Genomic DNA, 15,258 nt, shown 5'->3' with positions numbered 1-15,258 from the left:
TTACGGTCGAAAAATGCGCTGATTGCGCGTTTTCGATTGCAAGTCGGCTACAACTTACCGTCCCCGGCCCCGTTCATGCACCGGTTGCGGTACGGTTTCTTTCTGCACAGCCTGCGCCCTCGCCTGCTGTAACCGCTGCCGCTCGTTCTCGATGCCGGTTTGCAGTTCTGGATTATTGATCTTAAAACCGTGTTCAGCGGCCAACTCGACGCACATGGCTTTGTATTCAGGATTACCGTTAATCCGGAAGTCGCCCCATTTCTGCGCGGACAACTGCAAAGCCGCCAGTACGCAGTCCCGGTTTCGCCAGTCGTGAATGTCGATCTCCCGGCCCTTATCGACAAAAGACACGGCGCCGCCTTGCTCTGCTATCTGGCCGGCATTCTCTTTCCGAAAATAGTGCACCTGCCGGCCAGTCATCCTCGCCGTATAGGCGCGGATGTCTCGTGGCGTCGGTGGTTCGTGGGTATCCCCTTGGATGCGCTGCGGCTCGGTATGGCGATAACGCCAAACGTCGGCTTGTTCCGGCTGTTGCTGTTGCTGTTGCCGTAGCCATTCCTCGTAATCCGGAAAGGGCCGGTATTGTTGGCGTAACTGTTTCGAGGCTTGTTGATGGCCTTCCTTGAGGCCGGCTTTCTCGGCGGCCTGCTCTGCGGCGAGGACGCTGCGCATCGCATTCAGCAAATCGCCCTTGCCTTTCCAGCTGCCTGTTAAAATCGTTTCGCGTTTGGTTTTCTGTTGCGTCGCCAGTTGTTTGCGCTCTGCGTCCTGGCGTTTGCGCAATGCCAGCGTCGCGGCGTTCCGGGCGGTGTAGTGAGCTTGCCGGTCTTTAATAAAGCGTTCCCAGTCGGGTTGCGCCGCCTGGATCGGTTCCGGTCCGCGTTCAACGATGTTTAATCGGTCAATCGGTGGCTGGTAAGGCCCCAGGCGTTTTTGTAAATGCGGCAAACTAGCCGCTCGATCCACGCTGCTGGGTTTGATGGCCACCTCGCCGACAAACAGCATCGCCCCGCTGCCCTTCTTTTCGTAGCGGATGCCTTTTTCGGCCAATTGCCGGTGAAAGGTTTGCCAATCGGTTGCCGATTGGATGATGGCGGCGCCGTCCTCAATCGCCAACCGTTGCGCCGATTTCTCGCCAGTACGTTGCTCACGGTCTCGCGTGACCTGATCGGGTTGCCGCTGCTTTCGCGCCGCATCCAATGCCGTGTCGATGTGCTCACGGCCTAGCTCGCCGTTTTCCAAGACTTGATAGCGTCCATGTGGTTCACGATGCCAACCTTGGGCGTGTTCGATGCGAGCAATGGCTTTGTGTGCGGCTTCAATATCAAAGCCTTTATTCGGCTTGATGACTTTCAGCGACTCCGGATGCACCCGGTTGATGACCAGGTGCAGGTGTAGATTATCGGTGTCGGCGTGAAGGCCGTAGACCGTCTGGTGATCGTTCAGTCCCAATTCATCCAGGAAGAGGTCCACCGCTTCGTCTATCTGTTGATGACTGGGTTGTTCGCCTGCTTGCCAGCTGATGACGTAGTGATTGACGGTGTCTTTGCTTCTGACCGCCTCCTGGGACAAGGCCAGCATTTCCGCTTTCTGGCTTTGGGGACTGTCCGTCAAAAAACCTCGCGAACCGGCATAGACGCACTTCTCGTTTTCATTTTTGCTTTCGGGGTTGAGAATGTAATCCAATAGCCCGCCGATACGGCCGGCTTTGCTGGCGGACTTTTTCGGGTTCTTAATTTTTTTGACGACCACAGCTTAAACTCTCGATGTAGGCTTTCAGCGCCACCAGCACCTCAGCGGTTTCCTTGCTGTTAACGCCGTTGCTTTCGTTATGCACATGTTTAACTAAGCCGCCCAGGCGGCGCAGTTCTTTAATCATGATTGCATCGGCGTTGGCGATAATCGGCCTGCCGAAGTAGCGGCGGCGCACCAGTTCCGACATGCTCAAAGCTGCTAGGTCTGCGTCTTCGCGCAGGCGTTCTTTTTCGCTGGCCGTGAGGCGCAGCCGTAGCATGGCGTCCAACGGTTCAACGCCAAGTGTTTCAAATACCATCGGGCTCTCTCCTTTTAAATTCCATGACTTTTATTAAGGGGTATCGGTGTCATAGCATCCTCCAGCTGACTCGTTGCGGCCACATCGGTATCGAGCGCTGTTTATCTTGAATGCAAGAAGCGATAGCGCCGCGCATTTAGGGGGTCCAAGGGTATCCCCTGGCAGGATTGAGCTGGACCGTGAGAAGCGTAGCGCCGAATGGTCTGGCGTCCCTTGGCATCACATACGTTAGTATGTGTATTCCAAGGGCCATCCTGTATCAATGGTTAGGCTTACTTAAAGCGTACGATCTTAGACTGTTTAAAACCGCTTTTCAATCACGACAATTCGTTTTATGCTTATCTTACGATAAACAGTATTGAACACAATAAGCAACGGAGTGATTCGATGGGATACACCAATGAGAAATTAGAGGCGATTGCGGCTAAGTTGAAAAATATGCCGGTCATTGAGAAAAAGAAGCAGGAACATAGTAAACAGGATGCGGTAAAATTGCTGTCAAAAGAGATAGCACTCTTGCAAAAACGCGGCTATACGCTGGATCAAATCGCGGAAACATTACGCGGCGAAGGTTTGGACATTACCACGCCTACCCTGAAAAGTTATTTACAGCGGATTAAGGCCGGGAAAAATAAAGATTCAAAAACGGCACATAAAACCGAATCGAAAAAAACGGTAACGCCAGTGAATAAGCAAGCAGCAGAAACCGGACAACAGTCTAAAGAGTCGGAAGCATTCTTTACGCCGAAACCGGACAGCGACGATATTTAAAGAAGGATTAATCAGTCTTATTGAATCAGCAGCTTAATTTAAGGAAAAATCATTATGGCTAAAAAAATATTTTTGATCGGCGGTAGCAAAGGTGGGGTTGGTAAAAGTATGGTGTCGATGGCTATCATCGATTATTTGCAAGAACAAGGCGAAAGCGTGTTGTTGATTGAATCGGATACCAGTAACCCGGATGTCTGGAAAGGTTATGGTGAGTGCGTGGAAACCCAATTGCTTAATCTGGATGAGGCGGACGGCTGGATACAATTGGTGAATTTGTGCGATAGCAAACCCGAGTACGTGGTGGTGATCAATACCGCCGCCCGGAATAACCAGGGCGTTAGTGCTTATGGTGCTACCCTGAATAGCACACTGGCGGAATTGAAACGTGATCTGGTGACGTTGTGGGTGATTAACAGGCAGCGGGATAGTCTGGAACTACTGAAGGAATACATGGACGCGATTCCAGACAGCAGGGTGCATGTGGTCAGAAACGGTTATTTCGGTGAGGAAAAGAAGTTTGAGCTTTATAACGGTTCTAAAATCCGTACCGCCGTCGAATCGCGCGGTGGTCTGTCGTTAAATTTTCCGGACTTGGCCGATCGGGTGAGCGACGATATTTACAGTAAACGACTGAGTATCGCCCAAGCTTTAAAAGAACTGCCGATAGGCAACCGGGCGGAATTGTCCCGATGGAAAGGCGAAGTGAAGAAAACCCTTGAGGCAGTGATTCATGAGTGAGGGGGGCAATAGTCTGGACGAGAGCTTTGCCAAGCTGCTCGGACGACAACCCAGTGATACCGAACGGCAACAGCTCTACCGGGTCAAGGATGCACTGCAGTTAAAAAACAATGATGCCCTGTGGTTAGTATTGATGGCCTTAGAGTACTACCAAGGCCAGTACGAACAGTTTCCGAAGGCGATAGCGCTGGCCGCGAGTGAAACCCTGGCCGGTTTTAAGGACACGGCGGATAGCCTGATGTTGGCTTCGGCGGAAGCGACCAAAGCGGATTTGGCCAAAGCCATCGCTAGAACCGCTCAGGAGGTAGCGAATCATACGGTCAGCAAACAGATGTGGCAGTGGGCGGCAGGTTGTCTGGCGGTGGCTTTCCTGGCGTTTGGGGGATTCGGCTGGTATTTGCACAGCATGGCCTACGATGCGGGCTATAACGCAGGCTATGGGTTTGGATATACTGAGGCTAAAGACGAAAAAGCCGCTGCCGCCTGGGCCAATACCCCGGAAGGTAAAACCGCCTATCGATTGGCGCAAGCCGGTAGTCTCGGCGCCTTGATCCATTGCAATCAACCGGGCTGGAAGATCGAAAAGGGCCTGTGTTATCCACATCCAGTGCCCAAAAGCGACGGTTCAGCCGAGGTTTACGGCTGGCGATTACCTTAAAAATAACGGAAAGCGGCCTTATGAAAACCTTCGCCTTTATTCGTCACGGCGAAAGCACTGCTAATGCCGGCGGCATGGTGGTCTCGGAATTTTTGAGAACCTATCAAACCGCCTTACCTTTTTGTAACCAGGTATCGATGTAGCCGGTAATTCATTCGGCACTGAACGAGTTCTCATGTCTTGAATCAATGCCGGCAATACTTTTTTAGTCCATCACCCAGCCCCACTTTAAGCGGCCACCTGCTTGGGTCTTTTCGGCTCAAAAAACGCCCACTCAAGCCCGTGGCGGCGATTTATCCAGCTAGCCATACCCAATCCCTATCTTAAGCCATAAAAACGCAAATTCGGCCATTTTCGCGGGTTTTACAAATGTAGGTCATTTGTCACGCGGCGCAAGCAATTAAATAATAAGCTAGTTAGTTTATTTATTACTTTGTTTGTTTATTTGTTTTTTATTATTTCATTTGTTCTATACTGGAACCCATCACCTCAAAGGAGAAATCCTCATGCAAACCACCCTACAAACCGGGCGCCCTGCCGAATTTGCGCCGGAAGCCATCATTCAAGCCGGTCAAGAGCTGCGTGATGCCGGTCGTAATATCACCGGCTTTGCTTTACGCCAGAAGGTGGGTGGCGGTAATCCCAGTCGGCTTAAACAGGTATGGGATGAGTATCTGTCCAGCCAGTCTGTGACCAAGGCAGAACCGGTGGCGGAATTGCCGATTGAGGTAGCCGAGGAATTGGCTATGGTTACTAAAACACTCACAGAACGCCTTGCCATGCTGGCCGTTGAATTAAACGATAAGGCGGTAAAAGCCGCAGAGCGCCGGGTGACCGAAGTGGTCAGAGCAGCCGGCGATCAGCGTGAACAGGCCGAACGCGAATTAACCGATGCATCCAGTACGGTTGATGATTTGGAAAACAAATTGAATGAAGTCAGAGCCGAATCGGAAGCTTTTGAAAAGCGCTTGGCCGAAACTCAGACCATTAGCCAAAAACAAGCCGTAGAACTGGCGAAATTGCGGGAACGTTTGGCGTTAACAGAACAGACCGCCAAGAGCGCTGGCGAACAACACGTGGTTGAACTGGAAAGAATCCAGATGGAACTAGCCGAGCAGAAAAAAGCGGTTCAATCCTTAGCCGCTGAACGCGACCAGGAACGCGCAGAACTGGCGACCGTAAAAGCCCAAGCGGTTGCCGCCGAAGAAACCCACCAAGAACAACGCAAGCGCACCGCCGAAGAAACTCACCGCGTTGCCGAACGCTTAACGAAGATCGAGGCGGATAGAGACGAGGCACATCAAAAAGCAGCGAGAGCCCGCGAGGAAGCCGCTCAATTACGCGGACAACTGGAGGCCACGAAAGCTCAAGCCGCCGAACTGATACAGGCGCTGAGTAGCCATCAGCCATCGAAAACTACTCGGACAAAGAAAACACCACCTAACTAAAAACCACTGAGCCTTTAAAACCCATTGTTTATTAGGCCATTCGGTGGGTTTTCATGTCTGACGGCCATACACGACTGATCGAGCAAGGACTTCAGCGAAACCGCCCCGCACTATTCCTTCCTGGCGTAAAACAAAAAATCTTGTTGGACGCTGCAGCCTGGCCGGTGCTGTTGTGTGATCAGGAATTGATGGCTTACTAACGAATATTAAAAAAGCCAAATCAACCGTTTTTCTGGTAAAATTGCCAAGGATGGCAATTAAAGGTAATTTTTTGATTCTTTTAGTTTTCGTGAATTGGTTTGCCATACATCTTCCGGTTTTTTCCAAATATTACCCGACTAACTTTGCACTGGCTAAGCGCTTCAGGCTAATGCCCTGCTCCGCCGCTTGCATGGCTAAGGTGCGATGTACTTCTGAAGGGAACGCATTCTAAATTCATCGCTGTAGTATTTTTCGCATATAGGGGATATTACTCATTTTATGAAGCAATCCTTATAGTCCGTCTACCTGTTTTAATTCCAACATTTGGCCTTTGAACTGGGATTAAATTCCTGTATCTTTGTAGCCGAAAATTTCATCAAATGACTGGTCACTGATGCCACTTTCCAAACCTTCCTTGAGGGTTTCTTGAACTATTTTTAACTGTTCTTCGTAACTTAACGCATCAAACAAGTGTTTTTGTTTTTCTGTCGGTGTTGCCCAAGGATAGAAAGGGATTTTCTTTCTTTCACCGGGGATTAAGCGATAGGATGCGCCGGTTCTGGTTCAAAGCTGATTTTAAGTCGTGATCCGGTTGCTTTAGCGATTTTTTCAAGGGTACGCGTGGTTGGCATGACATGGCCGCTTTCCAGCCGTGCTACAACAGATTGCTTGGTTTGCATCCGGTCGGCAAGCTCTTCTTGCGTTAGGCCAGCCCGTGAGCGTGCTTTGATCACCGCGCTTGCCAATGCGAATTCGTCCTCTAAAGCCTCATAAGCGGCTGAGTAGTTGGCGTTTTTCAGCCATTTATTGTGCAATTCATTGATCTTAGTCATTTTGAACCTCTTTCGCCCGTGTTAAAGCAATTTCTATCTCGCGGCGTGGTGTTTTTTCAGTTTTCTTGATGAAAACCCGAACAATCACCACCCGTTTTTTTCTGGTCGTCACATATAGTGCACGTGAAATCCCGTCCTTGCCTTTCAGCCGCATCTCCCATAATGAGCCTTCAAGATGCTTGATGTGAGGCTCGCGGACATTTTCAAGGCCCACTGTTGCTATTAGTTCGGCAATGCGGACTAAACGGGCTCGCATATCAACAGGGAGAGCCTCAATTTCTTCGTCCACGGTTGCATTGAGGGTTTCAATTGACCATGTCATAAATTCAAATTATAGCATTTTTGCTATGCCGTTTGACAACGGTTTTAGCGAAAACCTTTAAATGAATAATGAAGTTGGGGAAGGTTAAAGCTCTGATTATGGAGGCATCCATTTTAAAGGATATATAAGGAAAAGGATAAAGAAGAAGGCAATAAAAATCGCTTTTAAATTTCAATCAAATCAGAAAGATAGAAATTCACCTACGAACTAAACCTACCGAGTTCTGCGACCTAAACCTACCGAAACGCTATGATCTGCGACCTAAACCTACCTATAGAAAAGTCAGTTGCGACCTATTCCTACCTACCTTGCGACCTAAACCTACCGCCTTTAAGCGCGACCTGCGACCTAAACCTACCTTGTTTGGCTGTGCATAACTGCGTTTTCCGTGGTTTTTGATCGCTGTTTTTGCCAGTTGCGACCTAAACCTACCGAGTTCTGCGACCTAAACCTACCGCCTTTAAGCGCGACATGCGACCTAAACCTACCGAATGTTTGTGTTCTGCTCTTGGAAGTCTTTTTGTCGCTTATTGGAGGCTTTTACATCCTTCACAAATTCAGGGCTTGGGGAAAGTGAATATTTTATATCGATGATTTTGTTTCGTTCACCCCTTACATCTTTTACTCGTTCAAAGGACAGTATAACCGCATTGCCCTTCAGCTCAGATAAGGCCTCTTCGAACTTCCGTACCGAGTCATTCGCTCTTTTATATTCGAGCAATCCGCTGTCTCTGCGGATCGTAGAGAGCCAGATTTGATAGGGAACCGTATAAGAAGCATTAGTATAATTATGAGATAGTTTCTTGTGCAACCAACGGGCCAGTTGGGTGCTATGAGACATCATTTGATGATAGTTGAACTGGCGGAAACTTAAGGCATCAATGCTTTGTGTTACAAGCGGATGAAAGTGTGCCACCCATTTTGCATCAGGGTCTTCTTTGAGGTTTTGTCTGGAAACAGTCGCAAGTGAGGGTAAAAAATTTGTTTTTGCAAATCCCTTCCCTCCTGGAAGAATGATTTCTATGTGACTGCCTGACAAGATATTGAGGCTTTTAACGATCTCATAATAAGAGCGAGCATGGCCGCGTTTCTTTAATTCGTTTCGTAGCAGATACAGCGAAAAGACGACACCGCTTTTGAATTGTGGTTTATCAAAAAAACCTCTTTGTTGTTCAGCCGCTATTTTTCGCAAAGCGTCTTCGACCAGTTCTTCATTTGCACTGGGATAGTAGGCTTTTTCCCCCTCTTCCGTATCAATAATGGCGGCGGTAATCCTGATCTCGTACTCCAACTCCCTATAAATGAACTTTTTAGAGAGCCGTTCCAAAAACCCTTCTTTTGTCCTTTTTTCATTCATGGATTGTTGCGAGATAGCGTATTTCGGAATGCTATCCCACAGCTCTATGGTATTCGAGAGCTTATCTTTTTCATTTGGCGTATTGCATAAGAAGGTTTGGAACAAATCAAGCTGAGTGTTTTTGAAGTCGGCGTCCTGTGGGATAGTAAGGTGTTCTTCCTTGCCTGATTGGATTTTCCGTGTTGCCATGGGTTAAACCTTTTCCATTCTCGAATAGACGAAATCGTCTATTCGTTATTTAATGTGTGCCTGTTCGTACAAATCGACAGCCGCTCGCAGAACTTCAACCAAGCTCGTGTCTTTTTGCGCAGCAATCATCCGCAACCGGTGCCGAAATTCTTTGGGTACTTTGAACCCCAGATTGACGAACTCGCTGGAGGGTGGCGCATCGGTTTCTTGATTTCGTCTATTCGTGCTTTCTGGTTTTTGCGATTTCTTGACAACTTGCCGCGTGGGCGCATCATTGGCCGGTGCGCCCTCCCCTTTTGTGGCGAGTAAACCGGACATATCAAGGGCTTTTTTAGACATTCAGGGCCTCCTTCTTTTTAGACGAATTATTTTTTTCGTCTATTCGTGATTTCATATACTTCCATAATTCGCGCATTTCGTCAGCCCCTTTCCCATTGGGTTCTTCTTCCAGTAACGTCGAACCGGAGAGTGACGCTTTCGCGTAGCCTTCGCGTTGCGCAATGATGGTCGGGCAAACAATGCCATGCTCAGATAAAGCGGCCATGGTCGATACCAGTAATTCAGTGCCTTGCCGCGCTTTGCTTAAGACAAACAAGAAAGGCTTGCCACTGGCTTTTACGACAGGCAAGGTCAAACGACTTAAGGAACGCACATCATCAGGACTGGGTTGCACAGGAATAATAATGAGATCGGCCTGCTCTAACACTTCAGTATAAGGTTCGGCATCGGAAGCCGCCGTATCAACGAACATATAGCGAAAGCTCGAAGCAATAACCTGTATCTTGGCCTTGAAATCGCTCAGGGCAATCGTGGCAAGCTGAGGGGTTTCGGCTTCGCGGGCATTCCACCAATCGGCAAGCGAACCTTGCGGGTCGGTATCACAAAGGACGGCGGAGCCGGACTTTTCTTGTTCGGCGGCCACGGCAAGATGGCGGGTGATGTTGGATTTGCCAACGCCACCTTTACTGTTAAGTAAGACGATAGTTTTCACGCGGTGGGATTCCTTAAAAAGACGAATTCGTTAAAACTAATATATCTTTATTTCGTCTATTAATCAATAGACGACATCGCCTATTCTGTTTTTCTTATAATTAAGAATAGACGAAGATAAGAAAACTGGGTTGCCTGTAGCACGGGCCGACCCATAGAACCTTTCTGAAAAGGGTGGCGGGTCCAGTAATGCACAGCAATATGCATGTTTTTTAGACTAAATAAATGACATTCAACCCAGGTTACTCTATAGTTAGAAGTGGAGGAGGGGCCATGCCTAAAGTCAACGAACTACAAGAACATATTCAACCGGGGCAAGTGTATCGGCGGGCCGATCTGGCCAAATGGTCAAATGCCGTTGACCGCCATTTACAACAACTGGTCAGCAAAGGGGTTATCCAGAAGCTTGCGGGAGGTGTTTACTATTGTCCCAAGAAAACAGCTTTTGGTGATGCACCGCCAGAGGACGAAACACTGATCCGCGCTTTCCTTAAAGACGAGCATTTCTATATGGCATCCTTGAATGCCTATAACTCACTGGGCGTAGGCACCACACAGCTTTATAACGAAAAGCTGGTTTATAACCATAAGCGGGATGGCCGACATACATTAAACGGACGGCACTTCTATTTTTTGAAAAGACCGCGCTTTCCTGAGGAAAGCAGTCAGGAATTCTTGCTAGTGGATCTTATCAATAATCTTCACTTCCTGGCGGAGGACAAAGAAAGCGTTCTTAACAGCGTCGCCGAAAAAGTACGCAGCATGGATAAGGTCAAACTGATGAAAACCGTTCAAGAGTATGCAGGAGCGAGAACGCAGAGTTTTTTTGAAAAGCTATTTCGCTCTGAAGAGATGAAACATGCCGTCTAAAATGTATCTCCATGACCATCCTGATTTTACCGATCTCATCCGGGTCGTGGCGGGTGAGCGCAAGATCGATCCGTACCTGGCTGAAAAGGATTATTGGCTCATGCACTGTCTTTATGGCCTCAAACAGGCCGGGTACGCGTTTCAGCTTAAGGGTGGAACGTCGCTTTCCAAGGGGTACGGTATCATTCATCGTTTCTCAGAAGACATTGATATTCACATCGCACCGCCGGAAGGCAGACAAATCCGAACATCCCCAAATCATGACAAGGAAAAAGACCGCCAAGGCCGCAAGGACTATTATGATTATCTGGCCAGTAGCATCAGCATTCCAGGGATCGTAAAAATTGATCGGGATACACAGTTCGACAGTCCGCCGAAATATTTTAGTGGCGGCATTCGGCTTTACTATGCATCCAAATTTCCATCAGACGGCAGCGCTAAGGAAGGGGTTCTACTCGAAGTCGGGTTTGATGATGTTATACCTAATCAAGCATTAGACATCAGCTCATGGGCTATGGACTTTGCCTTGGAAAAAAAGGTCGATGTCATGGATAGTAGAGCGCTGCAAATCCATTGCTATGATCCCGGCTATACATTGGTGGAAAAATTACAGGCTATTGTCACGAAATACAGACAGCACCAAAATTCAGGCGATAAGTTTCCACCCAATTTTATGCGACATTACTATGACGTTTTCTGTCTGTTGCAGAATAGCGGGGTTCAGGCATTTATTGGCACTGATCAATACTACACACATAAGAATCGGCGTTTTCCTGCCATTGACCGTCAGAAACCACTCATAGAAAATGAAGCTCTTGTCCTGGGGGATGTTCACACGCGAGCCCTTTATCAAATGGAATACGAACGCCGTGCCGCGCTGTATTATCAGGGGCAGCCGCCCTTTGATGAAGTGCTTGCCGTTATTCAAAAGAACCTGGTGCGGTTATAAAGAGAACATCATGGCCGATGATAGGGCTTTAGGAGAATCGATGAAGCAACAAAACCCAGCGCGTGTGCCGCCATGTCGGTAACAGTAGAGCATCGGCGCATGGCCGCTCGCATCGATGCGCGAATGAAACAACTGGAGGCGCTGAAACTGCTCGAAGTCGAGATACTTTCACAGATGGCCGATTTCATGCCGGACTTCCAGCATCTAATGCTGAATGCAGCCGGCCCGAAGATGGACGCCTTGTGTGCGGAATTTGCCGGATTCTACCGGTTTTCCAAAATCTTAGAGACACTCGCGGCGGGCATTGCCACGGGCAAAATCAAGGTGCCTGGCGGACGAACCGTCAGCAAAGAACACAAAATCGCCGCCGCGATTGATCAGCGGGTTCGGCAACTGGAAGCTAAGGGTCTGGGTGATGCGGCGCTATTGGAACACATGGCCAGCCATATCCTCGATTTACAATGGCTATGGAGTACGGTGTCCGATGACAAACTGGCCTTCCTGTGCCGTGAATACCCCGGCCTCTACCGTTACGGTAGGTTGATGGAGGTAGCGGCGGAAATCGAGAACCAGAAGGCGAAGACGGCTTATGGTCACTTGCCGGTACTGCCCGACTCCGTCAAACCCACGGTCGTCCACCTGCTCACGGAAGGGGCGACGCTTGAACGCGGTTTGCAAACGATACTCGACGAGCAAGGGCGGCGCGATATGTGGGTCGAGCGGGAAGTCATGGAGGGACATTACGAGCACTGGTTTAAACAATTCGGCGGATTGGCCGACGCATTACAAGCAGCCAATGTCCCCCAGGCGTCACAGACCATCATGAAGGCTCTTTTTGAACCGATAGCGCAACGCATCCAGCAGCTTCACAGTCAGGTTTTTGCATCTTGAAACGGATGTTGCCTCAAGAGCAAGCGGTTTTTTCTGTTATGCTTTTAGTTCCGATAACTAGCCCTTCCCGGAACTAAAAACCACCGACAATGACCGCCCTGATTCCGCACCCAAATACCGACCTGGAGCGACGCAAACTGGCCGAAGCTGCCCAGCACTACATCGACCAAAGCCTGAGCTTCGCCACCCGCAAAGCCTACGCCAGCGACTTTAAAATTTTTGGCGCCTGGTGCGCGGCTCACGCGCTGATGGCTTTGCCCGCCGCGCCGGAAACGGTCGCCTTGTTCCTGGCCGGCCAGGCGCAAGCCGGTGTGGCCGCCTCAACGCTGACCCGGCGGCTCGCCGCCATCAAGTGCGCTCACGAAGCCCAAGGCCACGCGACACCGACCGCACATAAGGGGGTCCTGTGGAAGAACCCCCAAAAGTGTTCGTTCTGAGCTATGTTGTTTAAATGTCTATAAGCACTGCTTCAGAAGCCATTACGCCTATATCAACGTTTCGATACCGAAGGTACGAATACAACGTGGTTTTCGAGATCCCTAATTGTTCAGCAATTTTTTTCACAGGAATGCTCCCGTTTATGTAAAGGGCTTCAGCAATGGTTGCCTTTTCTATTGCCGCTTGAGTCATCCCTTTAGGCCGTCCGCCCTTTCGACCCCTGGCTCGAGCCGACGTCAACCCGGCCTGTGTTCGTTCACGAATTAATTCTCGCTCAAACTCAGCCAGAGAAGCAAAAATACCAAACACCATTCGCCCTTGTGCAGTCGATGTATCAATCGGATCGTTTAAACTGATTAACCCCACTTTTTTTTCAATTAATTTTGTGGTCAGGTGGATTAAATGAGCCAGGTTTCTGCCCAGCCTATCTAGTTTCCAAATAATCAATGTGTCGCCTTCCCGCAGGTTTCGCATAATTTCTTCAAGCACCGGTCTTGACGTTTTTGCACCACTGGCAATTTCTTCATGAACTTGATCGCAACCGGCCTTTTTTAATGCATCAACTTGCATGGACAAAGATTGCTCTTTGGTTGAAACGCGCGCATAGCCTATTTTCATACGGATTAGTCCATTTTACTAACTGAAAAACGATATTCTGAACTAAGATTATCTGAACCGGTTTATCTTACCAATAACTACCGTACAATGCGGGTTTTTTTGACTGGTAAATCAGTCCAGCCAAACCTCCGTTTTTTTGAACCCGCATGACGAACCTAAAACGAATTTATCTTCTGCCTGAAGCAGAAATTGCTGATCTCTACGCCAGGCCCGTTTTCAATCAAAATGAGCAACAACTCTATTTTGAATTAACTCAGGTTGAATTGAATACACTCGGTCAGTTTGGCACCCTCAAAACAAAAGTACATTTCATATTGCAGCTCGCCTATTTCAAAGCCAAGAACCAATTTTTCACTTTTACATTTGATGATGCCCGAGCCGACGTTGACTATGTGCTTGCAAAATTTTTCAAAAAAACAGACGGGGTATTTCAGGGCAATATCACGCGTCAACGCATCAACCAGCAAAAACAAATTATTCTCGACCTGTTTGATTATCAAGCCTGGTCAGTGGAACAGGCCATTCAGGTTGAGGCACACATAGGGGAATTGCTCCGGTACTACCCCAAAAGTCATGATGCATTTCGTCAACTGCTGGTCTACCTTGATAACCAAAAAATTGTTATTCCGACCTACCGAAGTTTGCAGGATATGTTTACTCAAGCCTTTGCAAATGAACGCGACAGGCTTGATCAGCTCATATTGTTAATACCCCATGGGCAGCAAAAACAGTTATCTGAATTGATCGATCGGGAAGATGGGATAACCAAGCTAAACATCATACGTGCCGACCAAAAGAATTTCACCTACACCGCTATCAGTGCTGAAGTTGAAAAGGCATTGGGGCTTGAGGGGGTGTATAAATTTGCAAAGGATTTTCTTCCAACCCTTTTGTTATCCAAAAATGCCATTCGTTATTATGCCGATATAGCAGGACAATATGCGGCTTCCCGATTGAGAAGGTTAGACAAGCCGCAACAATGGCTGCATGTCCTTTGTTTTGTTTATCATCGATATCAACAAATTATGGATAATTTAATCACCAGCTTCATGTACCATACAAGGGCTATTACGGTTGATGCGAAGGCTTATGCGAAGAAGGCTGCAGCTGAGTACCATTCTGGCTTGGTGGTTGATTTACCCAAGTTGGCCAAGTTTCTCAAGTGGTTCCCAAACCGCAAGACGGGACTGGATCATGATGAACTAAACCAGGCGGCCTATAAGATACTGCCGGAAGAGCAATTTCCAGCGTTAGCTCAATTTTTGCAAGGTAGCACCTTCGATGCAAAAGCGGCCATACGTGAATTTTATTTAAAATCGTCACGTTTATCCGCGCTTTATTTGAGGCCCATTCTACTGGCTGTACCCTTTGTATTTTACAAAGAAGACAGCGATATCATGGATCTCATTGATTTAATGAAAGCGCACTATGGTAGTGGCAAACCCCCATCTGCGTTTAAATTACCAAAAGATATAGAAGACACCCTATCAAAGGCACAGCTCCCTTATTTAAAAAAAGATCCGGATGATGCGCAGGTAGATCCTCATTTATTCGAGTTTTTCGTTTACCGTAAGATGTATCGCCGCCTGGATAAAGGCCTGCTCTGTTGTAATGAAAGTGTTTCTTACTGCGACATCGATCATGATTTGATTAGCGATGCATTAGTCGATGATATTGAAAAAATAGCCCATGAGTTTGGCTATCCAAAAATTCCAATGTATTGTGATGAACGATTGGATGCAGCTCTTATGACGTTAGACGCCACGTGGGATAGAACGACAAAACGGATCAATGGCGGTGAAAATTCAGCGTTCAATATCAAAGAAATAAAAACGGGTGAGCAGGACTGGAGTTTGGCTTATGACAGCCTGGATAAACTGGATGATGCTTTTTTCAGAACCCTGTCTCAGGTAGGCCCAGTGGGAGCGAAGC

General features: G+C 48.2%; 20 protein-coding genes. 11 read left to right on the top strand and 9 right to left on the bottom strand.

Annotated elements, in window-relative coordinates; translation table 11 throughout:
• Window positions 1–54: 54 nt before the first annotated feature.
• Both traI and A1359_RS21650 read right to left on the bottom strand, forming a co-directional pair.
• Window positions 55–1,752, bottom strand: a complete 1,698-nt coding sequence (gene traI / locus A1359_RS21655) for a TraI/MobA(P) family conjugative relaxase (RefSeq protein ID WP_066988309.1) — start codon at window positions 1,750–1,752, stop codon at window positions 55–57.
• Window positions 1,733–2,053 (bottom strand): plasmid mobilization protein, encoded by a 321-nt coding sequence (locus tag A1359_RS21650; protein WP_066988307.1) that lies wholly within the window; start codon window positions 2,051–2,053, stop codon window positions 1,733–1,735. Before A1359_RS21650 ends, traI begins: the two co-directional genes overlap by 20 nt.
• Before the next feature lie 387 nt (window positions 2,054–2,440).
• Here A1359_RS21650 and A1359_RS21645 point away from each other — a divergent pair, with 387 nt between their 5' ends.
• From A1359_RS21645 to A1359_RS22610, 6 genes are all read left to right on the top strand, one after another.
• Window positions 2,441–2,824, top strand: a complete 384-nt coding sequence (locus A1359_RS21645) for a protein mobC (protein WP_066988305.1) — start codon at window positions 2,441–2,443, stop codon at window positions 2,822–2,824.
• 54 nt (window positions 2,825–2,878) lie between these two features.
• On the top strand, window positions 2,879–3,562 hold the full coding sequence (locus A1359_RS21640; RefSeq protein WP_066988303.1) for a nucleotide-binding protein: 684 nt from the start codon (window positions 2,879–2,881) through the stop codon (window positions 3,560–3,562).
• Window positions 3,555–4,220: a protein mobE gene (locus A1359_RS21635; protein WP_066988301.1), complete on the top strand. Its 666-nt coding sequence runs from the start codon at window positions 3,555–3,557 to the stop codon at window positions 4,218–4,220. Before A1359_RS21640 ends, A1359_RS21635 begins: the two co-directional genes overlap by 8 nt.
• A gap of 20 nt (window positions 4,221–4,240) precedes the next feature.
• The gene (locus A1359_RS23530) at window positions 4,241–4,363 is read left to right on the top strand and encodes a hypothetical protein (protein WP_269747957.1); all 123 of its coding nucleotides are present in this window, start codon (window positions 4,241–4,243) and stop codon (window positions 4,361–4,363) included.
• 363 nt (window positions 4,364–4,726) lie between these two features.
• Window positions 4,727–5,668, top strand: a complete 942-nt coding sequence (locus tag A1359_RS21630; RefSeq protein WP_066988299.1) for a DNA-binding protein — start codon at window positions 4,727–4,729, stop codon at window positions 5,666–5,668.
• Between the two features lie 53 nt (window positions 5,669–5,721).
• Window positions 5,722–5,868: a hypothetical protein gene (locus tag A1359_RS22610; RefSeq protein WP_157200624.1), complete on the top strand. Its 147-nt coding sequence runs from the start codon at window positions 5,722–5,724 to the stop codon at window positions 5,866–5,868.
• 130 nt (window positions 5,869–5,998) lie between these two features.
• Here the strand turns inward: A1359_RS22610 and A1359_RS23375 are convergent, their stop codons facing one another.
• The 6 genes from A1359_RS23375 to A1359_RS21605 form a co-directional block, all read right to left on the bottom strand.
• Window positions 5,999–6,061 (bottom strand): hypothetical protein, encoded by a 63-nt coding sequence (locus A1359_RS23375; protein ID WP_157200625.1) that lies wholly within the window; start codon window positions 6,059–6,061, stop codon window positions 5,999–6,001.
• A 344-nt stretch (window positions 6,062–6,405) separates the two neighbouring features.
• The gene (locus tag A1359_RS21625) at window positions 6,406–6,702 is read right to left on the bottom strand and encodes a helix-turn-helix domain-containing protein (RefSeq protein WP_066988297.1); all 297 of its coding nucleotides are present in this window, start codon (window positions 6,700–6,702) and stop codon (window positions 6,406–6,408) included.
• On the bottom strand, window positions 6,695–7,024 hold the full coding sequence (locus A1359_RS21620) for a type II toxin-antitoxin system RelE/ParE family toxin (RefSeq protein WP_066988295.1): 330 nt from the start codon (window positions 7,022–7,024) through the stop codon (window positions 6,695–6,697). Before A1359_RS21620 ends, A1359_RS21625 begins: the two co-directional genes overlap by 8 nt.
• A 484-nt stretch (window positions 7,025–7,508) precedes the next feature.
• Entirely contained in the window at window positions 7,509–8,570 is a 1,062-nt protein-coding gene (locus A1359_RS21615) for a hypothetical protein (RefSeq protein ID WP_066988294.1), read from the bottom strand.
• Window positions 8,571–8,615: 45 nt separating this feature from the next.
• Window positions 8,616–8,909 (bottom strand): hypothetical protein, encoded by a 294-nt coding sequence (locus A1359_RS21610; RefSeq protein WP_066988292.1) that lies wholly within the window; start codon window positions 8,907–8,909, stop codon window positions 8,616–8,618.
• Window positions 8,902–9,561, bottom strand: a complete 660-nt coding sequence (locus A1359_RS21605; RefSeq protein ID WP_066988289.1) for a nucleotide-binding protein — start codon at window positions 9,559–9,561, stop codon at window positions 8,902–8,904. Before A1359_RS21605 ends, A1359_RS21610 begins: the two co-directional genes overlap by 8 nt.
• Before the next feature lie 272 nt (window positions 9,562–9,833).
• On the opposite strand from A1359_RS21605, the gene A1359_RS21600 reads away from it, so the two are divergent.
• From A1359_RS21600 to A1359_RS21585, 4 genes are all read left to right on the top strand, one after another.
• Window positions 9,834–10,430 carry a hypothetical protein gene (locus A1359_RS21600; protein ID WP_066988287.1) on the top strand — a complete coding sequence of 199 codons (597 nt, stop codon included), beginning with the start codon at window positions 9,834–9,836 and terminating at the stop codon, window positions 10,428–10,430.
• The gene (locus tag A1359_RS21595; RefSeq protein WP_066988285.1) at window positions 10,420–11,379 is read left to right on the top strand and encodes a nucleotidyl transferase AbiEii/AbiGii toxin family protein; all 960 of its coding nucleotides are present in this window, start codon (window positions 10,420–10,422) and stop codon (window positions 11,377–11,379) included. Before A1359_RS21600 ends, A1359_RS21595 begins: the two co-directional genes overlap by 11 nt.
• A 72-nt stretch (window positions 11,380–11,451) precedes the next feature.
• Window positions 11,452–12,270 (top strand): hypothetical protein, encoded by an 819-nt coding sequence (locus A1359_RS21590; protein WP_157200623.1) that lies wholly within the window; start codon window positions 11,452–11,454, stop codon window positions 12,268–12,270.
• Between the two features lie 89 nt (window positions 12,271–12,359).
• On the top strand, window positions 12,360–12,707 hold the full coding sequence (locus tag A1359_RS21585; protein ID WP_066988281.1) for a site-specific integrase: 348 nt from the start codon (window positions 12,360–12,362) through the stop codon (window positions 12,705–12,707).
• Between the two features lie 10 nt (window positions 12,708–12,717).
• On the opposite strand, the gene A1359_RS21580 is transcribed toward A1359_RS21585, so the two are convergent.
• Entirely contained in the window at window positions 12,718–13,326 is a 609-nt protein-coding gene (locus A1359_RS21580; RefSeq protein WP_066988279.1) for a recombinase family protein, read from the bottom strand.
• Between the two features lie 146 nt (window positions 13,327–13,472).
• On the opposite strand from A1359_RS21580, the gene A1359_RS21575 reads away from it, so the two are divergent.
• The coding region (locus A1359_RS21575; protein ID WP_157200622.1) for a DUF4158 domain-containing protein at window positions 13,473–15,258 on the top strand (1,786 nt) is incomplete at its 3' end.

This window comes from Methylomonas lenta, assembly GCF_001644015.1.
Lineage (GTDB): Bacteria > Pseudomonadota > Gammaproteobacteria > Methylococcales > Methylomonadaceae > Methylomonas > Methylomonas lenta.
The sequence above is the reverse complement of the archived record's forward strand: the minus strand, read 5'-3'. Positions and strand labels throughout refer to the sequence as shown.